Origin of the sequence: Flavobacterium fructosi (assembly GCF_042787335.1) — a bacterium.
Lineage (GTDB): Bacteria > Bacteroidota > Bacteroidia > Flavobacteriales > Flavobacteriaceae > Flavobacterium > Flavobacterium fructosi.
On sequence record NZ_JBHZQA010000007.1, the window covers coordinates 1 to 23,405 of the forward strand.

The 23,405-nt window shown below is 32.6% G+C and carries 23 protein-coding genes and 2 pseudogenes; 14 read left to right on the top strand and 11 right to left on the bottom strand.

Going from position 1 to position 23,405, the window contains the following annotated elements:
• Window positions 1-118: 118 nt before the first annotated feature.
• Window positions 119-359, top strand: a pseudogene (locus ACFX5D_RS11355) (transposase); the annotation flags it as partial.
• A gap of 71 nt (window positions 360-430) precedes the next feature.
• Here the strand turns inward: ACFX5D_RS11355 and ACFX5D_RS11360 are convergent.
• The 4 genes from ACFX5D_RS11360 to rpsF form a co-directional block, all read right to left on the bottom strand.
• Window positions 431-3,592, bottom strand: coding sequence for a TonB-dependent receptor (locus ACFX5D_RS11360; RefSeq protein WP_379858310.1), 3,162 nt, complete (start codon window positions 3,590-3,592; stop codon window positions 431-433).
• Between the two features lie 95 nt (window positions 3,593-3,687).
• The gene (gene rplI / locus ACFX5D_RS11365; protein WP_073206364.1) at window positions 3,688-4,128 is read right to left on the bottom strand and encodes a 50S ribosomal protein L9; all 441 of its coding nucleotides are present in this window, start codon (window positions 4,126-4,128) and stop codon (window positions 3,688-3,690) included.
• 65 nt (window positions 4,129-4,193) lie between these two features.
• A complete protein-coding gene (gene rpsR, locus ACFX5D_RS11370; protein WP_073206367.1) occupies window positions 4,194-4,490 on the bottom strand; it encodes a 30S ribosomal protein S18 in 297 nt (98 codons plus the stop codon).
• A gap of 5 nt (window positions 4,491-4,495) precedes the next feature.
• Window positions 4,496-4,837, bottom strand: a complete 342-nt coding sequence (gene rpsF / locus ACFX5D_RS11375; protein ID WP_291100202.1) for a 30S ribosomal protein S6 — start codon at window positions 4,835-4,837, stop codon at window positions 4,496-4,498.
• Between the two features lie 165 nt (window positions 4,838-5,002).
• Between rpsF and ACFX5D_RS11380 the strand changes: the two genes are divergently transcribed.
• Window positions 5,003-5,698: a LytR/AlgR family response regulator transcription factor gene (locus ACFX5D_RS11380; protein WP_379858311.1), complete on the top strand. Its 696-nt coding sequence runs from the start codon at window positions 5,003-5,005 to the stop codon at window positions 5,696-5,698.
• Between the two features lie 11 nt (window positions 5,699-5,709).
• On the opposite strand, the gene priA is transcribed toward ACFX5D_RS11380, so the two are convergent.
• The 4 genes from priA to nadC form a co-directional block, all read right to left on the bottom strand.
• The gene (priA, locus tag ACFX5D_RS11385; protein WP_379858312.1) at window positions 5,710-8,160 is read right to left on the bottom strand and encodes a replication restart helicase PriA; all 2,451 of its coding nucleotides are present in this window, start codon (window positions 8,158-8,160) and stop codon (window positions 5,710-5,712) included.
• A 76-nt stretch (window positions 8,161-8,236) separates the two neighbouring features.
• Window positions 8,237-8,671: a DUF2147 domain-containing protein gene (locus ACFX5D_RS11390; protein WP_379858313.1), complete on the bottom strand. Its 435-nt coding sequence runs from the start codon at window positions 8,669-8,671 to the stop codon at window positions 8,237-8,239.
• A gap of 104 nt (window positions 8,672-8,775) precedes the next feature.
• Window positions 8,776-9,687, bottom strand: a complete 912-nt coding sequence (locus ACFX5D_RS11395) for a YihY/virulence factor BrkB family protein (protein WP_379850665.1) — start codon at window positions 9,685-9,687, stop codon at window positions 8,776-8,778.
• A 3-nt stretch (window positions 9,688-9,690) separates the two neighbouring features.
• On the bottom strand, window positions 9,691-10,548 hold the full coding sequence (gene nadC, locus ACFX5D_RS11400; protein WP_379858314.1) for a carboxylating nicotinate-nucleotide diphosphorylase: 858 nt from the start codon (window positions 10,546-10,548) through the stop codon (window positions 9,691-9,693).
• 278 nt (window positions 10,549-10,826) lie between these two features.
• On the opposite strand from nadC, the gene ACFX5D_RS11405 reads away from it, so the two are divergent.
• The 4 genes from ACFX5D_RS11405 to ACFX5D_RS11420 all read left to right on the top strand — a co-directional run bounded on the left by ACFX5D_RS11405 (window position 10,827) and on the right by ACFX5D_RS11420 (window position 13,314).
• Complete coding sequence (locus ACFX5D_RS11405; RefSeq protein WP_379858315.1) at window positions 10,827-11,315, top strand: hypothetical protein; 489 nt, start codon at window positions 10,827-10,829, stop codon at window positions 11,313-11,315.
• Window positions 11,316-11,415: 100 nt separating this feature from the next.
• Complete coding sequence (locus tag ACFX5D_RS11410; protein ID WP_379858316.1) at window positions 11,416-11,907, top strand: CIA30 family protein; 492 nt, start codon at window positions 11,416-11,418, stop codon at window positions 11,905-11,907.
• Between the two features lie 161 nt (window positions 11,908-12,068).
• Complete coding sequence (rlmH, locus tag ACFX5D_RS11415; protein WP_379858317.1) at window positions 12,069-12,542, top strand: 23S rRNA (pseudouridine(1915)-N(3))-methyltransferase RlmH; 474 nt, start codon at window positions 12,069-12,071, stop codon at window positions 12,540-12,542.
• A gap of 301 nt (window positions 12,543-12,843) precedes the next feature.
• Window positions 12,844-13,314, top strand: a complete 471-nt coding sequence (locus tag ACFX5D_RS11420) for a CHRD domain-containing protein (protein ID WP_379858318.1) — start codon at window positions 12,844-12,846, stop codon at window positions 13,312-13,314.
• A 92-nt stretch (window positions 13,315-13,406) separates the two neighbouring features.
• Here the strand turns inward: ACFX5D_RS11420 and ACFX5D_RS11425 are convergent, their stop codons facing one another.
• On the bottom strand, window positions 13,407-14,039 hold the full coding sequence (locus ACFX5D_RS11425) for a hypothetical protein (protein WP_379858319.1): 633 nt from the start codon (window positions 14,037-14,039) through the stop codon (window positions 13,407-13,409).
• A 2-nt stretch (window positions 14,040-14,041) separates the two neighbouring features.
• A complete protein-coding gene (gene folP, locus ACFX5D_RS11430; RefSeq protein ID WP_379858320.1) occupies window positions 14,042-14,866 on the bottom strand; it encodes a dihydropteroate synthase in 825 nt (274 codons plus the stop codon).
• Window positions 14,867-15,013: 147 nt separating this feature from the next.
• Here folP and ACFX5D_RS11435 point away from each other — a divergent pair, with 147 nt between their 5' ends.
• From ACFX5D_RS11435 to tpiA, 4 genes are all read left to right on the top strand, one after another.
• Window positions 15,014-15,562, top strand: coding sequence for a DUF1599 domain-containing protein (locus ACFX5D_RS11435; protein ID WP_379858321.1), 549 nt, complete (start codon window positions 15,014-15,016; stop codon window positions 15,560-15,562).
• 9 nt (window positions 15,563-15,571) lie between these two features.
• Window positions 15,572-16,672, top strand: coding sequence for a BT_3928 family protein (locus ACFX5D_RS11440; protein WP_379858322.1), 1,101 nt, complete (start codon window positions 15,572-15,574; stop codon window positions 16,670-16,672).
• Window positions 16,673-16,917: 245 nt separating this feature from the next.
• Window positions 16,918-17,415 (top strand): TlpA family protein disulfide reductase, encoded by a 498-nt coding sequence (locus tag ACFX5D_RS11445; RefSeq protein ID WP_379858323.1) that lies wholly within the window; start codon window positions 16,918-16,920, stop codon window positions 17,413-17,415.
• Between the two features lie 67 nt (window positions 17,416-17,482).
• A complete protein-coding gene (tpiA, locus tag ACFX5D_RS11450) occupies window positions 17,483-18,235 on the top strand; it encodes a triose-phosphate isomerase (protein ID WP_379858325.1) in 753 nt (250 codons plus the stop codon).
• Window positions 18,236-18,527: 292 nt separating this feature from the next.
• On the opposite strand, the pseudogene ACFX5D_RS11455 reads toward tpiA, so the two are convergent.
• A pseudogene (locus ACFX5D_RS11455) lies at window positions 18,528-19,916 on the bottom strand (IS1182 family transposase).
• 134 nt (window positions 19,917-20,050) lie between these two features.
• Here ACFX5D_RS11455 and prmA point away from each other — a divergent pair.
• From prmA to ACFX5D_RS11475, 4 genes are all read left to right on the top strand, one after another.
• Window positions 20,051-20,884 (top strand): 50S ribosomal protein L11 methyltransferase, encoded by an 834-nt coding sequence (gene prmA / locus ACFX5D_RS11460; RefSeq protein ID WP_379858326.1) that lies wholly within the window; start codon window positions 20,051-20,053, stop codon window positions 20,882-20,884.
• A gap of 11 nt (window positions 20,885-20,895) precedes the next feature.
• Window positions 20,896-21,507 (top strand): class I SAM-dependent methyltransferase, encoded by a 612-nt coding sequence (locus ACFX5D_RS11465; protein ID WP_379858327.1) that lies wholly within the window; start codon window positions 20,896-20,898, stop codon window positions 21,505-21,507.
• A 38-nt stretch (window positions 21,508-21,545) separates the two neighbouring features.
• A complete protein-coding gene (locus ACFX5D_RS11470; protein ID WP_379858328.1) occupies window positions 21,546-21,821 on the top strand; it encodes an ATP-dependent Clp protease adaptor ClpS in 276 nt (91 codons plus the stop codon).
• Window positions 21,822-22,131: 310 nt separating this feature from the next.
• Window positions 22,132-23,397 (top strand): sterol desaturase family protein, encoded by a 1,266-nt coding sequence (locus tag ACFX5D_RS11475; protein WP_379858329.1) that lies wholly within the window; start codon window positions 22,132-22,134, stop codon window positions 23,395-23,397.
• Window positions 23,398-23,405 lie beyond the last annotated feature (8 nt).

Sequence of the window (23,405 nt, forward strand, 5' to 3'; positions counted from 1 at the left end):
AACTCAATTGGACGGCTTTTTCTTTGAAAGCTTTGTCATAAACTTTGCGGAATTGTTTCATAGGTTAAAATTAAGATTATTTCTTAACTTTCTGTGATGGCTAAGTTAGCATGTCCAAAAAGAAAAAGGTATTATACAAAGTATGTCAAGAAAAGGAAATTGTTTAGACAATGCTATTATCGAAAACTTCTTTGGAATATTAAAATCTGAAATGTTTTATACTCAAAAATTCAAATCTATAAAACAATTAAAACAAGAAATCAATAAGTACATTATTTATTTATAACAACGAAAGAATTAAATCAAATTTAAACAAAATGAGCCCGATAAAATATCGAGCTCATTATTATCAAAATTAATTATAAATTTGTCTAAACTTTTGGGTGCAGTCTATTTTTCAAGAAGGCTTTCACATTTTTATAATAATAATTTAGAATATATATCTAATTCCAAATTGCGCTTGCCATCTTGAAGCTAAACTAGCATCATAGTTGAAAGTTTTTGTTTGGGTACCATTAAATGTATAGGTTGGTATATTTGTAGTTTGATTTACTGAAACACCTATTGGTTGTACACTTGTAGGAACTTGAACCAATCCCCAATCAGAATTTAATAAATTCCCTACGTTCAATACATCAACACTAAATTGAATAGTATTCTTTTTATCTGAAGCGGAAGAGATTTTAAAGTTATAATCTTGCATTAATTTAAGATCCCATTTTCCTCTCCAAGGCGATAACGCTCCATAACGCTCTGCATACTGTCCCCTTCTACCATTTAAGTAATCATCCTGACTGATGAATTTATCAAAAGCGACACCTTGTCCAGCTCCAGAAAAAATCATAGTATTGATTTGAGCAGTTGTAGGAATAAAAATTAAATCATTGGCGCGAGAACCATCATTGTTAATGTCACCTCCATACGTATAATTAAAACGAGCACCCTGCGCATATTCAAAGAAAGTAGAAACAGTAGTTGCCCACTTATCGTTTGAACCATATTTCCATTTTTTAGAACCCACACCGATAAAACGATGTGTATCCCCATATTTCGAATTTGAAAGAACATCGTTGTTTACATTCCCTAACGCAGGATTGAAATTAAAAGCATCACCCGTAATCTCTGCCTCTATAGAATTGACGTCTTTAGATATCAAATAATTATAGGCCAAACTAGCATATAAACCATTGTCAAAAGTCTTTTGCACTTTTATAGAACCATTGAATGCACTACCTTTCTTTGAATTAGTCAATACATAAGCGTGTGCTCTTGCAGGAAAACCGTATTCATTCCAAGTACCGTAGTCATTAGATCCATAAATTGGCCTATTGTCTGCCCCTACTAATTGGCTTGTTGGTTTTTTAAGTCCCCAATCTTGAACATGAACAGCATTTAAATCCTTATTGTAAGACATATCTACTGTAAATATGTAATTGTTTTCGAATTTATGATCGATACCTAAACTTGTTCTCCAAACTTGAGGAAATTTAAAATCATTATTAACCACTTCATAGAAAAATGGATCTGTACCTCCTACTTGATTTCCAACCCAAACAAACGGAAGTTTTCCTGTAAAAATACCAGAACCTCCACGTAATTGTGTCACCTTATTTCCGTTTACATCCCAGTTGAAACCAACTCTAGGCGACCATAGTAATGCGTTTCCAGGTAATTTTGTAGAATCAAAATTTACAACACTGCCATCTTTTGGATTATAATAATTAATTGTAGGAACGTATCCTTCAGAATTATCTGTGTCAATAAATTTCTGAATTAACTCAGAAGTATTGAAATACAAAGGCTTATCAGCTCTTAATCCATATATTAATTTAAAATTATCATTGATATTCCACTCGTCCTGAGCATAAAATGCTAATTGACCCACAGTAGTTTCAGCTAAATTCCAACCACCATCAGTACCATCTTTTAATTTATTTTTTGCATCAAAAGTAGTTTGTGCTGCGGCAATTGCTGAAGCATAATACCCATTTGCGATATTTGCATCGAAGCCGGCCATATCTACACTACCAAAAACATCAAAACCATATCCTTTTAAATTAAATGAATTTTTGAAAATGAATTTTTCAAAAGAGAAGCCTGCTGTGTAAGTATGATTTCCTTTTACAAAATTTAAGTTGTCTGTTATTTGAATTACTTTTTGATCTAACTTATTGTTAATTGAAAATGGCTCATGACCTGCAATAATATAAGGAGAACCATCTTTTGTTATCGTAATAACTGGAGCTGGTGCAGAAAATGGTTTTCTAAAATCATTAAAATGTGTGTATCCTGCCTGCAATTTATTTGTTACCGTTTCACTAAATTTAGAGTTCAATTCAACTAAAAAAGATTGAATTTGGTTATTAATTTGGTAGCCTGATTTTTCGAACTGCATTGTATTTACGTCAGGCCCTCTGCGGAAAATTGCGGTAGGATGCGCTGGCTTATCTTTTGAAGCATCGAGAAAATTATAAATAACAGCTAACTTATTATTATCATTTATATTCCAATCAAATTTGATAATTCCTTTATTCGAATCTGAGTTATGAGTAAAACCTTGATAAGCACCAGTATTATATCCTAACTTACCTAATTCTGTAGAAACATGCATTAAATCAGTAGCTGAAACTCTCGACTCATTTACCCCGGTTGTACTGTTCCCATCATTAGCAACAACACTTGATCCTAAATCACTTCTTTTATCAATTTCATAATTGGCAAAAAAGAATAATTTATCTTTCACAATTGGACCTCCTATACTGAAACCGGCTTGCGTTTGTTCTAATGAAGGAACAAATATTTTTTCTCCTTTAACTTTACTTCCGGTTAAATCCTGGTTTCTGTAAAACGAGTAAGCTGTTCCGTGAAACTCATTAGTTCCAGATTTTGTAACTGCATTAACAGAAGCTCCTGTAAACCCAGATAAAGTTACATCATAAGGAGCAGTAGCAACCTGAATTTGATCAATAGCGTCTAATGAAATAGGTTGTGAATTTGTTTGCCCTCCAGGAGTAGCTGCATCTAATCCGAAAGGATTATTAAATACCGCACCATTCAAAGAATAACTGTTATATTGGTCATTTCTACCACCAAACGAACCCCCACTTGCTGACGGTTCTAAACGTGTAAAATCCTCAGCAGATCTTGAGATAGATGGCAAAGCTGCTAATTCTCTTCGACCAATTGTAGTTTCAGCACCTGTTCTTCCACTTGCAAAAACTTTATTTTTAGCACTAATAACTTTTACTTCCTCAAGCTTTTGACTTTCATCTTGCAAGACGATATCCATACTAAATGCTTTACCTAATTCAAGATATACATCACTAAATTCTTGATTTTGAAATCCTACATAAGTAACTGTAATTTTATACGGTCCGCCAATTCTCATATTCAACAAGTTGAACCTTCCGTCTGCGTTTGACAATGCAGAGTATTTAGATCCTGAAGGGGTGTGAATCGCTAAAATTGTTGTCCCTGGGAGTAATTCAGCAGCTGCACTTCTTACCGTTCCCTTAATACTAGATGTAGTCGTTTGCGCAATCATCGAATGAAGAGAAAGCACAAAAACTAATAAACTAATAACTTTTTTCATATTTTTTGCTTGATTTATTTTCTGCAAAATTAGGCAAAAAAAAACCACTCTTAAGAGTGGTTTTTATAATTTATTAACAAATTATTAACTAAATGTTATTTTTCAGCAACAATTTCATAAGGTAATTCAACTATTACATCTCTGTGTAACCTAACGTTAGCAGCATATTTTCCTGTACGTTTAACAATTCCACTAGTAATAAATTTTCTGTCAATTACTTGACCACCTTTTGCTAATGCTTCAGCGATATCAATATTCGTGATTGAACCGAATAATTTCTCACCACCTGCTTTTGCGAAAATTTTAATCTCAATAGCTTTCAAAGCCTCAGCCAATGCTTTTGCATCGTTTACTACTTTTTCTTCTTTATGAGCTCTTTGCTTTAGGTTTTCAGCTAACACCTTCTTTGCAGAAGAAGTTGCTAAATGCGCGTGACCTTGTGGAATTAAAAAGTTACGACCGTAACCATTTTTTACCGTTACAATATCATCTTTAAAGCCTAAATTTTGAACGTCTTGTCTTAATATAAGTTCCATGTTGTTGTCCTTTGTTATAGAAGTTAGGTTTCATGTTTCAGAAAACCAACAACTGAGTTAATTTATTATTTTAGTAAATCAGCCACATATGGCATTAATGCTATGTGACGTGCTCTTTTTACAGCTACCGACACTTTTCTTTGGTACTTTAATGAAGTTCCAGTTAAACGACGAGGAAGAATTTTTCCTTGTTCGTTTACGAATTTTAATAAGAAATCAGCATCTTTGTAATCAATATATTTGATACCTGATTTTTTGAAACGACAATATTTTTTTTGTTTGTTTGTTTCTATGTTCAAAGGCGTAAGATATCTGATATCTCCGTCTTTTTTTCCTGAAGCCGATTGTTGTAATGTTGCCATGATAATTAAGCTTTTGTAGATTTTAATTTAGTTCTTCTTCTTTCAGCCCAAGAAATAGCGTGTTTGTCTAAACTTACAGTTAAGAAACGCATTACTCTTTCGTCACGTCTAAATTCAGTTTCAAAAGCAATTAGAACTTCTCCTGCTATTTTAAATTCAAACAGATGGTAGAAACCACTTTTTTTGTTTTGAATTTCGTACGCCATCTTTTTAAGACCCCAGTCTTCTTTCGATACCATTTCAGCTCCACGACTAGTAAGAAAATCTTCAAATTTGCTTACTGTTTCCTTTACCTGAACTTCAGATAAAACGGGATTTAAAATGAAAACAGTTTCATAATGATTCATAAATATGTATTTATTTGTTAAATTGGGTGCAAAAGTAGCGAATTAATTGATATAAACAAGTACTTTTTTGCTTTATTCGTTAAACGACAAAAATAAAAACATTGTCGGTAGTTCTTTTAATAATTTAATGTTAAATTTACTAATCCAAATCTAAAATAAAAAATTATGAAACTTAATTGCGTAGTAGTTGATGATAGCTCCATTCAAAGAATGATTATTGCAAAGTTAGTAAATAATCACACGAACTTACATTTAATTGGGGATTTTTCGAATGCGATTGAAGCTAGAAGCTGTATGTCTGTGCACAATGTAGATTTAATATTTCTAGATATTGAAATGCCTGTAATTAGCGGTTTTGATTTTTTAGACGGTCTAAAAATTAAGCCTCAAATTATTTTCATTACTTCTAAAGCAGAGTATGCAATGAAAGCATTTGATTATGACGCCACTGACTATTTACAAAAACCAATTGCCATCGATCGATTCAATGCATCGGTGAGAAGGGCAATAGATCTACATTCACTCAAAAAAGAAAATAAAGAAGAAGAAGGCGATCACATTTTCATTAAAAGCAATCTAAAAAAACTAAAAATTTATACTTCAAAAATAAAGTGGATTGAAGCTTTTGGCGATTACGTTAGGGTGGTTACTGAGGAAGATAGTAATTTGGTTCTTTCTACCATGAAATCTTTTGAAAACGATTTGTCTAAAGAAAAATTCATCAGAGTACATAAATCATATATTATAAATATTGACAAAGTAGAGCGCTTTAACAGCAAGTTTGCCGAGATTGGAATTACAAAAATACCTTTAAGCAGAAACAAAAAAGAAGATTTAATTAAAGCCTTATCATTTGCATAAAAAATTACTTTCTAATAAAAATCGACGTTTAAGGCAACCTTTATAGCTCTGTATTGAGCAACAGCTTCAAAACTATTCAATATCTTTTGAATTGTCTTTTTAGTGCTTATCATTGACGACTCTTGTGGAATTTTGATAATTATCGTTCGAATAAACTCATTCCTGATTCTGCTTATTGCCGGTTCTTCAGGACCAAATACAGGTATGTTCAAATTTTGTTTCATAACGTGATACAACCACATTGACCCTTCCTTCAATTTATCGAAATCACGCTGTTTTAAAGTTAGTTTAATGATTTTAAAGTAAGGAGGGTATTTATAAATTTGCCTGTCATACAACTGCTCCTTGTACATTCCCAAATAGTCGTTATTTGTAACTTGTTGTATTGTATTGTGATTGGGATTATAGGTTTGTATAATTACTTTGCCTTGTTTCTCAGAACGTCCTGCGCGGCCCGCTACTTGCGTCATCATTTGAAAACTCCTCTCAAAAGCTCTAAAATCAGGATGATACAACATATTATCCGCATTCATGATTCCTACCAAACTCACATTATCAAAATCCAATCCTTTGGCAAGCATTTGTGTTCCTACTAGAATATCAATTTCTCTATTCTTGAAACTATCGATAATTTTTTCGAATCCAAATTTCCCTCGTGTAGTATCCTGATCCATTCTTCCCGTTTTTGCATTTGGAAAAATGGAGATTAACTCGTGTTCAATTTGTTCTGTACCAAAACCTTTCGTAGCCAAATCAACACTGGAGCAGGAATGACAATGCGTAGGCTTCGCCATCGCATAACCGCAATAATGGCATCGCAATTGGTTTTTATGTTTATGATAGGTCAAACTTACATCACATTGTTGACATTGCGGAACATTACCACACGTTATACATTCTATTATGGGAGAGTAACCTCTTCGATTTTGAAATAAAATTACTTGTTCTCCTAAGGCTAAGGCATTGGTAATTTCCTCAATTAAAACATCGCTAAAATGTCCTGTCATTTTCTTGCGAAAATATTTATCCTTTAAATCGACCAACTTAATATTGGGCATCATCACATTTCCAAATCGTTCCGAAATTTCGACCAGCCCAAATTTTCCAGACTTGGCATTGTAATACGTTTCTAAGCTTGGAGTTGCAGAACCTAATAAAACCTTTGATTTATGCGAACTTGCCAAAACTATGGCTGCATCTCGTGCATGATATCGCGGCGCCGGATCTACTTGCTTGAATGTTTGTTCATGTTCCTCGTCTACAATTATAAATCCAAGATTACAAAACGGCAAAAATAGGGCTGACCTCGCTCCTATCACGACTTGGGCTTTTTCGGAATTTTGTAAAACCTGATTCCAAACTTCGACACGCTCATTATTATTATATTTCGAATGAAAAACAGCTACTTTATTTCCAAAATAAGTTCTCAACCTTCCCACTAATTGAGTCGTCAAAGCAATTTCAGGAAGTAAATATAGTATTTGCTGTCCAGAATCGAGATATTCTTCGATGAGTTTGATGTAAATCTCCGTTTTACCGCTGGAAGTTACCCCGTGTAAAAGACAAACGTCTTTTTGAGTAAAATTTTCTTTTATTCCATCAAATGCTTTTTTTTGCGCAGTGCTTAATTGAAGTAGTTCATCCGTTATTTTACCTTTGAAATTTACGCGGTCTTCTTGAATAAAATAATCCTCAAATATTTCCTTCTCAATTAATGCCTTAACAATCGTAGCCGAAGATTTAGTAGCTTCGACCAGTCTTTTTACCGTTAATGGCTTCTTTTCAGTAGCACTCAATTGAAAATAGCTCAAAACAATTTCCTTTTGTTTATTGGCGTTTTTAAGTGTTTCAAGCAATTCACTTAATCCGGCATTGGAATCGTATTTCGAATGCAAGCGCACGTACCGAACTAATTTGGGCTTATAGCTTTCCAGTAGTTCTTCCTGAAGCACCAATATGTTTTTATCTATCAATTTTTGAATAACAGGAAAGATATTTTTCTTGTTTAAAATTGATATAATATCTTGAACTTTTAGTGAATTTTGTTGTTGCAAGGCTTGGTACACCAGATATTCATCATCAGAAAGGAGGCTTTCATCAACAAATAAATCTTGCTTTTGAGAAATTACAGTTTCACTTTCCAGCAAAAGCGCACTTGGCATTGCACCACGATAGACATCACCAATGGCACACATATAATAGGATGCAATCCATTGCCAATGTCCAATTTGGATTTCAGTCACAATGGGCTTTTCGTCAAGAATCTGGTGAATTTCTTTAGCGTCGTATAATTCGGGTTTGTTTTGGTGAATTTCGATAACTAAAGCTGTGTAGATTTTACTTTTTCCAAAAGGTACCGCAACACGCATTCCTTTTTTTATAAAATGGAATTCCGCTTTAGAGATGCTATAAGTAAAGGTTTTGGCAAGGTAAAGCGGTAAAATTACTTCTACGAAATACATGTTTTTTAGTTTAATAGTTTAAAGTTTCAGGTTTAAAGATTCCGATTACTAAACCTGAAACTTTAAATAAACAATACTAATTTTTAACTCTGTACCAGTATTGTGTTCGTCCAAATAATGAAATCCCAATGAATCCGCGCACTTTAAGTTTGTCTTTTGATTCTAAAGTGATGAAACATTTATACGTTTTTCCATTTTTAGGGTCCAAGATTTTTCCATTCGTATATTCATCCCCTTCTTTTGTCAAACCTTTTATGACAATCATCCCAAGAATAGGTTTATTTTTATCGCTTCCCGAACATTCGCTACACACGTTATTTTTGTGTTCCAAATCTAGAATTTCAACCACTTTTCCATAGATTTTTCCAGATTTCTCGTAGATCTCTACTATTGATTTTGCTTTACCCGTTTCGTCATCGATGGTTTTCCATTTTCCGATAACGGTTTGATTTTGAGCATAAAAAACCGTAGTGAAAAATAATGCTGCAATAATTAAAATGTTGTTTTTCATAATGTTGTTTTTTTTAGCCCTGATGGAAGCGGAAATCCTTTTTATTCGCCTTTTTTGGCGAATAATAAAGATTGAAGCGAACAGCAGGAAATAGCTCCTAAAAACTATTCTTCTTTTTTAATTTTTAATTTGTTTACTGTAGCGTTTAATTCGAAACCCAGAAGTAATATCATACAGTTGATCCAAATGTAAAACATTAGGATTAATAATGTACCTATTGACCCGTACAATTCATTATATTTTGAAAATCGTATTACCCAAATTCCAAAAATATAGGAATCCAAAAGAATCAGAATCGTTGTAAAAACCGAACCAATTGAGATAAAAGCTCTGTTTTTGTCATGTTTTGTACCAAATTTAAACAGTATGGAGGTGGTGGCCAGTATCATGAGAATTACGAATGCATATCTCCCTAAAATAATCAATTGATTGACATCGCTAAAAACCGTTTTTTGAATAAATACCTCGAAAACTACAATTGTTGAAATGGTTACTATCAGCAACAATGACAATAATAAGGACATGCCTAAAGCGACTATGTATTGATGTATAAATCCTCTTTTGACAAGGACATGTCGAGAGGATTCAAAGCCTCCAAGAATTCCATTCAATCCATTTGCCATCAAGAAAATAGATAATATAAAACCAGACGATAATAAACCCGAATGACTGTTGTGAAGAATATCATTGATGATTTTATAAATGGCATCATAGGTATTTGGCGGAACTCCTTGCCGCACAAATTGAAGAAAGTCATTTTGAAAACCTTCGATGGGAATGTATGGAATTAGATTTAATATGAACAAAGCAAAGGGAAATAATGCCATAAAAAAACTAAATGCAATGGCACTCGCGTGATAGGTCAAGGCACTTTCTACGATTCCCAATCCGTACAATTCTAATAAATCATATAATGACAATCCTTGCAGCCAGGGGAGTTTTATCTTTTTTAACCCTTGGGCAAGATTCCGTATTACGGGAATTTTCTGCAATCTATTTTCTATTTCTGCTGACATAAACTAAATTGCTTTTAAACTCAAATCCATGTTATATACAGAATGTGTTAATGCTCCGGATGAAATATAATTCACACCACATTCCGCGTAATGACGGATCGTTTCTTCATTGATATTTCCTGAAGATTCCGTTAAGCATCGATCTCCGATTAAGGCCACTGCTTTTTTAGTATCTTCATAATTAAAATTGTCTATCAAGATTCTATAAACACCTTCACTTTCCAAAATCTCTTTGATTTCTTTCAGGTTTCTGGCTTCGACAATGATTTTTAAATCTAAATTATTCTCTTTGAGATACCCTTTGGTTTTGGCTATTGCCAAAGTAATTCCACCTGCAAAATCATTGTGATTATCTTTCAACATTACCATGTCATACAAAGCAAAACGGTGGTTTTCGCCTCCGCCAATTTTCACTGCCCATTTCTCACAAGCTCGGAAACCAGGTGTCGTTTTGCGTGTATCAAGAATTTTAGTTTGTGTTCCTTCCAAAAGCTTTACATATGTTTTCGTTTTAGTAGCGATAGCAGACATTCTTTGCATCGAATTGAGAACTACCCGTTCCGATTTCAAAATGGATTGTGAACTTCCCGAAACATAAAAAACAATGTCACCTTTTTTTACTGGCATCCCATCCTCAATGAAAGTTTCTATTTGCAAATTCGGATCCACAAATTGAAAAACCATTTTGGCAAAAGCCACACCTGCAATTATACCATCCTCTTTTACAAGCAACTTGGCTTTCCCTGTTGCTATCGCTGGAATACAAGCCAAAGAGCTATAATCGCCAGGACCAATATCTTCCCGAATGGCATTCTTTATTAGTATTTGTAACTCGTTTTCGAACTGTGCTTCGCTAATCATTTTATAAGAAATTTATTGGAAGGCTAAAGTAAGATATATTTTGTGGATTTGAAAATATGTGCGCTTGGTTCTTAACAAAAGAAACAAATAAATCTATTTTTAACAAAGCATCGTCCAGTGCGAAAGATGAATCTGAAACGGAATATTGAATTAGCGATTCTGCATATCAACATTCCACATAAAATAAATAGATTAAAACGAATTAATCAGAGCTATTACTTTGGAATAAATTTTTAAAATCTTATATTTGAGTTGTAAATATCAAAAAAAAACTGACTATGAAATCTTTTTTAATCCTCCTTTTTGTATCCACACTACTATTAATTTCTTGCAAAAAAGAAATCGAACCACAAAATAGCACTACTCCAACAAATATGGTTCCATTTACGGAGGTTGGTAAACAGATGCGAAATGAAGCAGCAATGACGTCCCAGGCCAAGCAAAACTCAAATGTAGTCAATCAAAATCAAGCAGTAACAGCTCCGATTTCTGTTGCCAAAGGGATGAATCCTGCGCATGGTCAACCTTTACATCGTTGCGATATAGCCGTTGGAGCACCATTAAGTTCTCCTGTATCCACTGCTAAAAACACTGCTGTAACGCAGCAAATATCGCCCCAAAAAAGTCAATCGGCTGCAACTGACCCGGCAAATACTACTATAAATCCAGTAGTTACAACACCCACTGCTGAGGGAATGAACCCACCACATGGTCAAACAAACCACCGATGTGATATTGCCGTTGGTGCACCATTGCCAAAATCTTAAAGCGCCAGAGAAATTTTAAAATTTATATTCACTACAATTGATTTCAGACAAAATAAAACTGGAGCTTTCGCTTAAAGCATAATTTTAAAAAATAACCACGATGGAACCTCTTTTGATTTTCGAATTTAATTTAAATAATGACATCAGTAGTTGGAAAATTGTAAATGACGTAGTAATGGGTGGTAAATCAGAAAGTAAATTCTACCTTAATCAATACGGAAATGGAACTTTTGAAGGCAAAGTAACCTTAGATAATAACGGGGGATTTTGTTCTGTGAAATATAATTTTGAACCAATTACCCTAAACAAAAACAAACGTATTTGTATCCGTCATAAAGGAGATGGCAAAAAGTACCAATTTAGAGTAAAGACCAATCTTGGTGATTCCCAATCTTATGTATATTCGTTCCAAACTTCGACCGAATGGCAAACCACTGATATATCGATTTCTGAATTGCATCCCACTTTTAGAGGTCGTAAATTAGATCTGCCGAATTACGATGGCTCAAATTTAGAAGAAATTGCTTTTTTGATTGGAAATAAAAAAGAAGAGAATTTTCAATTACTTATTGATAGAATTGAGGTCTTATAATTTAAAAACTTCAAGAGATCCAATTGATCCTCTGTAAAAGTTAAATCACCATTCAGAATATTAAAAAAAATTAAGAAATCTATTATTTAAATGTTCCTTCCAGAGATACTATTTATAAAACCTCATAATTCTCTATCTTTGCGGCTTAGAAATTCCACAAAATGAACATTAAATTAATTGCTATTGGTAAAACCGATAACAAAGCTTTACAGTCCTTAATAGACGATTATACCAAGCGTTTGTCGTTTTATATTAAGTTTGATTTGGATATTATTCCTGATATCAAGAACGTAAAAAACTTATCTGAAAGTCAACAGAAAGAAAAAGAAGGTGAACTGATTTTGGCAAAAATAACGCCGACAGATCAACTTATTTTATTGGACGAAAACGGAAAAAACTTTTCCAGCGTTGGATTTTCAGAGGAATTACAAAAAAAAATGAACTCCGGCGTAAAGACTTTAGTTTTTGTAATTGGCGGTCCATATGGATTTTCGGAAACGGTATATGCCAAAGCTCAAGGAAAAATATCGTTGTCTTTAATGACTTTTTCACACCAAATGGTTCGATTGTTTTTTATTGAACAGTTGTATCGCGGATTTACAATTGTGAGAAACGAACCGTATCATCATCAGTAATAAGTATTCAGTCCCGTTTTAAGTTAATTTAGTTTAAAAATAAATCACAGTTCTTTCAACATTTAAAAAGTGGAAGGTCTAAAAACCAAAACAAATGCAATGTTTTGCATTGTTGTAAAAATTGAGATTTAAACAAACTCAAAATTTACAATAAAAATGTATTGAATTTTAGAAATAAAAGACTAAATTTATGTGATTAAAAATCAGCACTATACGTTAAGAAAAATATGTAAATTATATATTAAAAACTTTCTAGCAGAGGTGATAATTATTATTTTTTTAATTTTTAAAAAACTTTATCATGAAACACTTATTTAGATTTTTAGCTATTTTAATTATTTTTTTTGGCATTACCTCGTGCAGTAATGATTACAACAAGCCAAATCCAAACCCAACTCCAAGCATTACAACTTTTAATGCGACATTAGATGGAGCTAGTGAGGCGCCTGCTAATAGTTCAACAGCGACTGGGACGGCTACACTTTCATTTAATAATACTACCAAAACATTTTCAATTTCTGTAATCCACTCTATTGCTTCTCCTACTGGCGGACATATACACATGGGTGCGATAGGAGTAAGCGGAGGTGTTGTATTTCCATTTACAACTTTAGTTTCTCCAATTAACTTCACAAGCCCTGCTTTAACTGCCGCACAAGAAGCAGACCTTAAAGCAAATCTTTACTATGTAAACATTCATACTGCAGCATTTCCAAACGGAGAAATAAGAGGTCAACTTATTAAAGGCACCACCTCAGGAGGTGGATATTAAACAATATTTTTAACAAATAAAGCCTTTTTTTCAAAAAGAAAGGCATATAAAAACATAATACTTATAGAGAATTATAATTAAAGAATTAATTTTTAATAAATGAATTCCTGGTTTTCAAAATTTATTTTTGATGCTGATAGTTTAAGTTCTTGTATAAAAATTTCATATTGCAAATACCCTCCATAACTCAATTCTTTATCAAAGCAAAGTACATATTTTTTAGGTACTTTGCTCGGTAATCTATTTAAATACTCCTGCAACTCATCTTTTTTTACGGTCACATTATTAGCTAAAATCTCATTGTTTTTGTTAACAAAGACAACTATCCCCGACTTTGGTTTTTCCAGTTTATAAAACACATTCGTAAAAGTAACAAAGGCTAAATTTTTGCCAATCGTATCGGCATACGAATAATAATTTTTGGCTTTTTCATTTTTATGCGCTTTTTCTTCACGCTTTTTATTTTGCAATTTCATTACTTCAGGAATTACCAATCGCAACGGCAAACGCTTGTCAATATTAAAAATCCAATTGGTTGAAATAATTTCGTTTTTCCTATTTACTTCTGCCAAAGTATCCTTTTCTTTTGTTCTAAAAAAAATATAGATTGGCGAATGATCTTCTACATTTTTGACAATAGTTGTATTCGATTTCGGCAATAGAATATCTTCTTTCTTTCCACAAGAAAAAAATATAAAAAGTACAATCAGAGTAAGGTATTTCATATTTATGAATTGATTTTATTAAATAAAGTAACGCATTCCATTGCTTCTTTTACATCGTGAACACGAAGGATTTTTGCTCCTTTTGATAATGCTAAAGTATTTAATATTGTTGTTCCGTTTAAAGCTTGTTCGATACTGGTATTTAACGCTTTATAAATCATTGATTTTCTGGAAATTCCAACTAAAAGTGGCAACTCAAGCATGTTAAACAATTGCATTTTTTGAAACACTTCATAATTTTGGTCCAGTTTTTTGGCAAAGCCAAAACCAGGATCGATAATTAAATCATTAATTCCAAAACTCCTTGCTTTTGCAATTCGTTCCGAAAAATAGAACAACATTTCTTTTATAATATCATCGTAAACAGTTAACGTTTGCATGGTTTGAGGTGTTCCTCTCATATGCATCATAATGTAAGGAACACTACATTTTCCAATTACCTCCAACATTTTATCATCTAAATGTCCTGCCGAAATATCGTTAATGATTGCAGCACCATTTTCTATACTTGCTTTCGCCACTTCGCTCCTAAAAGTGTCAATAGACAGGATCGTTTCTGGAAAATGTTTCAGAATTAAATTAATAGCTGGAACAATTCTTGAAATTTCTTCCACCTCAGATACAAACTCGGCATTTGGTTTACTGGAATAGGCGCCAATATCGATAAAGGTAGCACCATCGGTTACCATCTTTTCGACTTGAGATAGCATTTCATTATCATTTTTATACTTTCCGCCGTCAAAAAAGGAGTTGGGAGTTACATTCAAAATCCCCATTACTTTGGGAGTAGATAAGTCGATAAGTTGTCCTTTGCAATTAATAGTCATTATTTTAGTGTTCAGTTGCAGTAATCCGTTATAAAAAATTCAAGCCCCAAAAATCATTAATCCTCATTCAACATTATTTCTCGTTCATTCTTAATTTAAAAAAAATATGCTATTTTTGAGGAAATTTTAGACAAATATACATCAATAATGAAGAATACTTCAAAGGAATACGATAACGTAATTGCGATTTGTCGTTCACTATTTATCAATAAAATGAAAGATTACGGATGTGCTTGGCGTATTTTAAGATTACCTTCATTGACCGATCAAATTTATATAAAAGCACAAAGAATCAGAAGTTTACAAGAAAATGAGGTTCGTAAAATTGATGAAGATGAAACAGGCGAATTCATCGGAATCATCAACTATTCCATTATGGCTTTAATTCAATTGGAATTAGGCGTTGTTGATCAGCCTGATTTAGATGTTGAAAAAGCAACTGAATTGTACAATGCAAAAGTAAAATCAACTAAAAATTTAATGGAAGACAAAAATCATGATTATGGTGAAGCTTGGCGTGACATGCGTGTCAGTTCGCTCACTGATCTGATTTTGCAAAAACTACTTCGTGTCAAACAAATTGAAGATAATAAAGGAAAAACGCTGGTCTCAGAAGGAATTGATGCCAATTATCAGGATATGATTAATTATGCTGTTTTTGCACTTATTCTAATGGGATTTGGAAATAAAAATTAAAATAAAACTATGAAAAATATAATTACTCAGTTCTCGCGGATTTTCGTTGGATTATTATTTATTATTTCAGGATTAATAAAACTGAATGATCCTATTGGTTTTTCTTATAAACTGGCAGAGTATTTTGGCGAACCAGTTTTCAACTTACCTTTCTTAGTGCCATTTTCATTAGCAATAGCTTTGTTTTTAGTTATCCTTGAAGTGGTTTTGGGCTTCCTGTTACTCATAGGCCACAAATCAAAATTTACGATCAACAGTTTGTTATTATTGATTGTGTTTTTTACATTCTTAACTTTTTATTCTGCTTATTATGATGTCGTAAAAGATTGCGGCTGTTTTGGTGATGCACTGCATTTAACACCTTGGCAATCCTTTACTAAAGATGTGGTTTTATTATTTTTTATATTGATTCTATTTTTTAATAAAAAATTGGTTAAACCATTATTTGGGAATACCGTTCTAAATACTTTGGCTTTCACGAGTATTGCTTTATGTGCATTTATGGGATATTGGGTTATAAACCATTTGCCATTGAAAGATTTTCGTCCGTATAAAGTGGGAATCAATATCCAAAAAGGAATGAGAATTCCAGACGACGCCCCAAAAAGCGTAGTCGAAATGGTGTTTGTCTATAAAGTAAATGGTGTTGACACCGAATTTACCGAAAAGGATTTAATGAAGATTCCAGCTGGAGCAACATTTGTAGATAGAAAAGACAAAGTAATTACAGAAGGTTACGTTCCTCCTATTCATGATTTTGTAATGGAAAAAGACGGATCTGACTACAAAGATGAATTTTTACAAGAACCAAAATTAGTTATGATTGTGTCATACGATTTACTTCATGCTGATAAAACTGGTTTGATGAAACTCGAAAAATTAAACTTGGAGGCAAAAGCAAAAGGCTATAAAGTAATAGGTATGACAGCTTCAACTCAGGAGGATATCGAAAAGGTAAAAAAACAATTCGGATTCACTTTTGATTTTTATTTCTGTGATGCAATCGCTTTGAAAACTATCGAAAGAGCGAATCCAAGCATTGTAGTTCTAGAGCACGGAACTATTCTTCAAAAAGTACATTATAATGACATTTCGGATTTGAAATTATAATATTATTTAAAGTTTAAAGCTTTACACTTTTTCTTGTTTAGATACAAAAAATAAATTATGGAATAATTGCTTTTTGAGTTTTAAATAAAAAAGATATTTACAAATTACATTTTAAATTGATAGAAGTCAAATTTTTATTAACTATAACGATATTATATTTAGATTTTTGAATTCTGCTTTCAAAAATTGTAATTCTATATATCTCTTTCCATTTCTTTGTTTAACTTTACTAAAATTATAAAAAAATGAAAAAAATATTCGCTTTATTAATAGCTTTCGTTGCAATTTCTTGCACAAACGCACAACAAAAAACAACATTTTCAAAAGAAGCTTTATCGGAAACATTATTATCAACTAATGATAGCCAAGTTGCATTTAAGGATATCTTAAAAAAATACAAAGGCAAAACTTTGGTAGTGGAAGTTTGGGCTTCTTGGTGTGGCGACTGTGTAAAAGCAATGCCGAAAATTAAAGAATTACAGGCTAATAATCCTGATGTTGCTTATGTGTTTATTTCGATGGACAAAGCTGCAGATAAATGGAAGACAGGTATTGAAAAACACGAATTAAAAGGAGAACATTTCATGGCGAATGATCAAATGAAAGGTGTTTTTGGAAAAGCTATTGATTTAGATTGGATTCCTAGATATATAATTATTGACAAAACAGGTAAAATTGTTCTGTATCGTGCGATCGAAACTGATTTTGACAAAATAAATGAAACTTTAAAAAAATTAAAATAAAAGTAATTAGGATTTCGTGAATCTAAATTTAAGGTATAAATAAACTAAATAAAAAACACTAACTAAAATGAGAAAGAAGATTGTAGCAGGAAACTGGAAAATGCATAAAAATGCAGAACAAACTGAAGATCTATTGAATGAGCTAATCGCTAAAATACCAACCGATACAAACGCACAAGTTATAGTAGCCCCTACTTTTGTGAATTTAGCTTCTGCAGTTGATCATTTAGAATTTACAAATATTAAAGTTGCTGCACAAAATATGCATGAAGCAGAAAGTGGCGCTTTTACAGGTGAGATTTCTGCAGATATGTTACAAAGTGTAGGTGTAAAAACAGTTATTCTTGGACATTCTGAACGCAGAGCCATTTTTAATGAAACTGATGCTTTAATCGCAGGTAAAGTAAATACAGCTTTGGAGCATGATATGACTGTTATTTTCTGTTTTGGAGAAGAATTGAAAGACCGTCAATCTAAAAATCATTTTAATATTGTTGAGAATCAATTGAAAGATGGTTTATTCAATATTGAAGCTTCAAATTGGAAAAATATTGTTTTAGCATATGAACCAGTATGGGCAATTGGAACAGGTGAAACTGCTTCACCGGAGCAAGCGCAGGAAATGCACGAATTCATCAGAGAAACAGTTCGTAAAGCTTTTGGAAGTGATATTGCAGAAGATGTATCTATTCTTTATGGAGGAAGCGTAAAACCTGAAAATGCAAAAGAAATTTTCTCTAAACCAGATGTTGATGGGGGTCTTATTGGTGGAGCTGCACTAAAAGCCGATGATTTCGTTTCGATAATAAATGCCATTTAAAAAAAAACTACAACGTTAAAAAAAGAGGTTCGAAAGCATTGAGGGGACTGAAAAACATCGCTTATTTGGATTAGAGTTCTTTTTAGACAATAAAAAAACGCTTATAGCAGGATTTTTAAAGATCCGTTATAAGCGTTTTCGTTTTATAACTGTTTTTTATTTGAAGCTGCATAAGTCTATTTTAGAATTCTATAGGTTCATTTTGCATAAAGCTCATTTAGGTTCTGATTTCCTATATTAATTTCAGTATTCCTTTTAAGTTGACCGCGAAAATTGCTATTGCACCTTGCATTTACATATTGGTAATACCATTCGATATCGCTCTATCATAACCATATACATTTTTTAACTCACTATTTTTCACTTCTATTTTATATCGGTGTTTTGCTTTTTCTTTGTAATAGCCAGTTTCTTGAAAGCTGATTTGTTCTTGATGTAAGTCCGATTTTATCGACACCGAATATGTTTTTGTCTTGGTTCTTTCATTATAACAACCTTCTTTTAAAGGGCAAGACTTACACTTTTCTACATCAAAATAGTAGGTTTGTACTTGATTTTTTCCAACATTTTTTTTACCCTGAACAACCTTGCGTATAGCCATAAGACCTGCAGGACAAACAAATCTATCGGCATCTTTATTGTAATCAAATTTATCTTCGTCTTTTCTAGCCCCTTGTGCTATTGTAACATTTAGCCTGGCTACCACTTTAATATTTTGCTCTCTTATGAGTTTGAGATTTTCTTTTCCTGCATAAGCTCCATCGCCAATGATAATATCAACATCGATTCCGTTTTCCTGACTAATTTCTAAGAGTTTAGGCAATTCTGGTCCATCTCTTTTTTCGCCTGATGTGACTTCAGCCGCTGTAATGATGCACTCTTGGGTCATCGCTAAATGAGTCTTATATCCAAAGAAGGAACTATCAGCGGATTTATGACCTGTTTTGGCATCTGTATCTTTTGATAACGTAAAATTTTCCTGAGTATCTTCTATTGTTTATTTAAGCAAGTTTAATTTTTCCTTTACAGCAGGTATAGCGCTTAAAGATTGCTCTTTTTCAATTACTCTCTCCAACTCTTTACAATAGGTCAATTCCTTTTCCAATTCATCGGTATTGTTCTTCTTTGGCATGCGTTCTTTCCATTGGTCATCAAATAAATAAACCGTTTTTCGTAGTAGTTTGGAACGCTCTCTCAATACTTCAATCGCCGAAAATGGATTCGATCTTGATGAAGTATGTGTGGCGTCAACTATAATAGACTTGGAGCGGATGATACCCTTTTCAACGGCTATAGATACTGTTTTGCCAATCAATAGATTTAATAAGTCGGTGTCCTTCAAACGTAATTTTCGGAATTTCGTCAATGAACTAGGATTTAAAACATCTACCTCTGGTGCCATTTCCAAAAAATACTTAAACGACATATCGAAACGAGAGCGCTCCACTACATCAACATCTGACACGGTATAAATTGTTTTCACAAGTAAACATTTGAACATACGCACTGGACTTTCTGCTGTGCGACCATTATTTATACAATATTTATTTAGCAACTCATCGTAGATAAATGAAAAATCGATCAAGTCATTTATTTTCCTTAGCAAATTATCCTAGGGAACGATTAAATCATATAACGAAGAATACGGACTGAATTGAATTTTTTGTTGCTGAACTAACATCTAAAAGGTCTTATGATTACATTTAATCCTTAAAAAAGACTTTTTCAGTGGCCTCAAAGCATTCAAACCTCTTTTTTTTTAGTTTTCATTATTCAATGGAATTAGATAATACTACCTTTGCAAAAAAAATAAACATGTCAAACATTTATATAGGCTATCATTTCGCTATAGAGCCAAAAGAATTAGGTTCGGAAATATTAATTGCAGAACTGGGAGAAAAAGCATTTGAAAGTTTTACAGAAACTGAAACAGGAATATCTGCTTTTGTTCAAAAGGATTTATGGGATGAAAATATTCTAGATAATATCTATATTTTGCAATCGGAAGAATTTAAAATCGAATATACTTTTGAAGAAATCGAACAAGTAAATTGGAATGAGGAATGGGAAAAGAATTTTGAAGCAATTGATGTGCAAGGAAACTGTCACATCCGTGCGCCTTTTCATCCAAAAACGGATGCTGAATTTGATATTGTAATTGAACCAAAAATGAGTTTTGGAACGGGTCATCACGAGACCACTCATATGATGGTCCAACATTTATTAGAAATCGATGTAACGGGAATGAAAACACTTGATATGGGCTGTGGAACGGCAATTTTGGCTATTCTTGCTGAAATGAAAGGAGCACAACCAATTGATGCAATCGATATTGACAACTGGTGTTATTTGAATTCAATCGAAAATGCAGAACGCAATAAATGTAAACATATTACAGTTTATGAAGGAGATGCTTCATTATTGAAAGGTAAAAAATACGATTTGATTATCGCCAATATCAATCGAAATATTTTGTTGAATGACATGCAAAGCTATGTGGATTGTTTAAATGATAAAGGAACCTTGCTTTTAAGCGGTTTCTACGTTGAAGACATCCCATTTATCGATGCTTCTTGTACGGAAAAAGGTTTAAGTTATGTTAAAAAATTCGAAAAAAACAACTGGGTTTCATTAAAATACGTAATTTAGTATCAATTATTATGGAAACTAACAGAAGAAATCATTGGGACACGGTTTATGAAACGAAACAACCCAACGAAGTAAGCTGGACACAAGAAAATCCTAAGACCTCCCTTGATTTTATCCGAGAAACTGATTTGGATAAATCATCAAAAATTATTGATATCGGAGGTGGCGACAGTAAACTCATTGATTATTTATTGGAAGATGGTTACGAAAACTTAACGGTTTTAGACATTTCATCAAAAGCATTAGAACGAGCAAAAATTCGTTTGGGAGATAAAGCTGACAGAGTTACTTGGATCGTTTCAGATATCACTGAATTTGTTCCAGATACCGCTTATGATATTTGGCATGACAGAGCCACGTTTCACTTTTTGACCACGGAAGGTCAAATAAATAAATATCTTGCAATTGCTCAAAAGTGGATTACCGGATTTTTAATTGTAGGAACCTTTTCTGACAAAGGACCTACTAAATGTAGCGGTCTTGAGATAAAACAATATACAGAAACAGCTCTTGAGAAGCAATTTAACAGCAATTTTGAAAAGCTAAAATGTATTAATGAAGACCATGAAACGCCCTTTGAAACAATACAAAATTTTATATTTTGTATGTTTAGGAAAAAATAAATCAACTGTATTTTTATTTAAACCCAAATTATGTAAAAATGAGTACTAAAGAAAAAATAAGAGAAAAAGTAAGCAAAAAAGAAGTTACATCTATTAACAACGAAATAGTGGTGTATAATGATGATGTAAATACTTTTGATCACGTAATAGACACACTAATACGTATTTGTCAACATACCGCAGAACAGGCGGAACAATGTTCATTAATAGTACATTATAATGGGAAATGCACCGTAAAAACTGGTCCCTATGATAAGCTGAAACCGCAATGCACACAACTACTTGAAGCAGGATTGAGTGCTGAAATAGTTTAATTACTGGTGTAAATGCCCTATGAAAATTATTAATTCAAAATTCCAAGTTTAAAATTCGTTGAAAACATCGAAAATTAAGTTTGGAATTTTCGATTTTGACCATTAAACTTCAGTAATTTTTTTGATTACTGTGAAAAATACAATTTTGAAACTATTTTTTCACACCAAAAACCAATTTATTAAAAAAAGGCAGCTTCGATTATTTTTATTAAAATCTAATTGCTCAATATTATACCACATAAATAAATTATCATCAATACCTTAAAAAATTTACAGTTTTATTATATATTTGAAAAAATAATAAGAGTAAATGGAAGAATACGGTAAAATATTAGTTTTTGTGATGCCCATTTTTTTAATATTAATCTTGTTAGAAAAACTATACGGGTACTACAAGGGAGAAAATACAGCTCCTAATATGGATTCTATTTCTAGCATAAGTTCAGGAATGGTAAATTCCGTGAAAGACGTTTTGGGTCTAAGTATTACGCTAATATCGTATGATTGGATTGCCTCAAAAATTGCCATATTCCATTTAGAGGCTACTAATATCGCTTATATTGTTGGCTTTATAGCTATTGATTTTTACGGATATTGGAGCCATCGTTTGTCCCATCAAATTAATTTTTTGTGGAATAAACATGCCATTCATCATAGCAGTGAAGAGTTTAACTTAGCTTGTGCTTTACGGCAGCCTGTATCAAGTTTCGTCAACCTATTCACCTTTTTATTGATTCCCGCAGCACTTTTGGGCGTTCCATCAAAAGTCATTGCCATTATGCTTCCTATTCATTTATTTCTCCAATTTTGGTATCATACAAAACACATAAAAAAAATTGGTTTTCTTGAAAACATTCTTGTTTCACCCTCTCATCACAGGGTACATCACGCTATAAATCCAGAATATATGGATAAAAACCACTCTCAAATATTTATAATCTGGGATAAGTTATTTGGAACTTTTCAAGAAGAATTAGAAGCGGTTCCTCCTGTCTTTGGCATAACAAGGCCTGCAAAAACATGGAATCCAATTCGGATTAACTTTCAACATTTGTGGTTATTGATTACAGATGCGTGGCGGGCGGAAAATTGGAAAGATAAATTAACCATTTGGTTTAAACCAACTGGGTGGCGTCCTAAAAATTTTGAAGAAAAATATCCCGTACACAAAATTACAAATGTTTATGATTTTGCAAAATATGGAACTAATCATTCCACAAAATTGATGATTTGGTCCATGATCCAAACCTTAATAACCTTATTATTTATTACGTATCTCTATAATTCTATTGCTATTATTGGTTTGCCAAATGTATTTGTATATGGCGCTTTCATCTTTGTTACTGTTTATAGTTATACGGAATTGATGGACACGAGAAAGGTCTCAATATTCTGTGAAAGCATACGATTTATTTTTGGCATTGGGATTATTTCATTTTTTGGTGATTGGTTTGGCATGAATCAACTATTCCCTTATGCCAATTATATCATTATCGTGTATCTTACGTTATCCTTAATAGCCTCCGTCTACTTTGTCAGTGTGAATTTTGAAAAAGAAACAGTAGTTGTCGCATAATCTTAAAA

Coding starts and splice junctions, on each gene's coding strand:
- rlmH (WP_379858317.1), top strand. CDS start 12,069: ATGAACATTAAATTAATTGCTATTGGTAAAACCGATAACAAAGCTTTA.
- prmA (WP_379858326.1), top strand. CDS start 20,051: ATGTCAAACATTTATATAGGCTATCATTTCGCTATAGAGCCAAAAGAA.
- ACFX5D_RS11435 (WP_379858321.1), top strand. CDS start 15,014: ATGAAGAATACTTCAAAGGAATACGATAACGTAATTGCGATTTGTCGT.
- ACFX5D_RS11425 (WP_379858319.1), bottom strand. CDS start 14,039: ATGAAATACCTTACTCTGATTGTACTTTTTATATTTTTTTCTTGTGGA.
- rplI (WP_073206364.1), bottom strand. CDS start 4,128: ATGGAACTTATATTAAGACAAGACGTTCAAAATTTAGGCTTTAAAGAT.
- ACFX5D_RS11465 (WP_379858327.1), top strand. CDS start 20,896: ATGGAAACTAACAGAAGAAATCATTGGGACACGGTTTATGAAACGAAA.
- ACFX5D_RS11410 (WP_379858316.1), top strand. CDS start 11,416: ATGGAACCTCTTTTGATTTTCGAATTTAATTTAAATAATGACATCAGT.
- ACFX5D_RS11470 (WP_379858328.1), top strand. CDS start 21,546: ATGAGTACTAAAGAAAAAATAAGAGAAAAAGTAAGCAAAAAAGAAGTT.
- ACFX5D_RS11445 (WP_379858323.1), top strand. CDS start 16,918: ATGAAAAAAATATTCGCTTTATTAATAGCTTTCGTTGCAATTTCTTGC.
- nadC (WP_379858314.1), bottom strand. CDS start 10,548: ATGATTAGCGAAGCACAGTTCGAAAACGAGTTACAAATACTAATAAAG.
- ACFX5D_RS11475 (WP_379858329.1), top strand. CDS start 22,132: ATGGAAGAATACGGTAAAATATTAGTTTTTGTGATGCCCATTTTTTTA.
- priA (WP_379858312.1), bottom strand. CDS start 8,160: ATGTATTTCGTAGAAGTAATTTTACCGCTTTACCTTGCCAAAACCTTT.
- ACFX5D_RS11395 (WP_379850665.1), bottom strand. CDS start 9,687: ATGTCAGCAGAAATAGAAAATAGATTGCAGAAAATTCCCGTAATACGG.
- ACFX5D_RS11405 (WP_379858315.1), top strand. CDS start 10,827: ATGAAATCTTTTTTAATCCTCCTTTTTGTATCCACACTACTATTAATT.
- rpsR (WP_073206367.1), bottom strand. CDS start 4,490: ATGGCAACATTACAACAATCGGCTTCAGGAAAAAAAGACGGAGATATC.
- ACFX5D_RS11360 (WP_379858310.1), bottom strand. CDS start 3,592: ATGAAAAAAGTTATTAGTTTATTAGTTTTTGTGCTTTCTCTTCATTCG.
- tpiA (WP_379858325.1), top strand. CDS start 17,483: ATGAGAAAGAAGATTGTAGCAGGAAACTGGAAAATGCATAAAAATGCA.
- folP (WP_379858320.1), bottom strand. CDS start 14,866: ATGACTATTAATTGCAAAGGACAACTTATCGACTTATCTACTCCCAAA.
- ACFX5D_RS11390 (WP_379858313.1), bottom strand. CDS start 8,671: ATGAAAAACAACATTTTAATTATTGCAGCATTATTTTTCACTACGGTT.
- ACFX5D_RS11440 (WP_379858322.1), top strand. CDS start 15,572: ATGAAAAATATAATTACTCAGTTCTCGCGGATTTTCGTTGGATTATTA.
- ACFX5D_RS11380 (WP_379858311.1), top strand. CDS start 5,003: ATGAAACTTAATTGCGTAGTAGTTGATGATAGCTCCATTCAAAGAATG.
- ACFX5D_RS11420 (WP_379858318.1), top strand. CDS start 12,844: ATGAAACACTTATTTAGATTTTTAGCTATTTTAATTATTTTTTTTGGC.
- rpsF (WP_291100202.1), bottom strand. CDS start 4,837: ATGAATCATTATGAAACTGTTTTCATTTTAAATCCCGTTTTATCTGAA.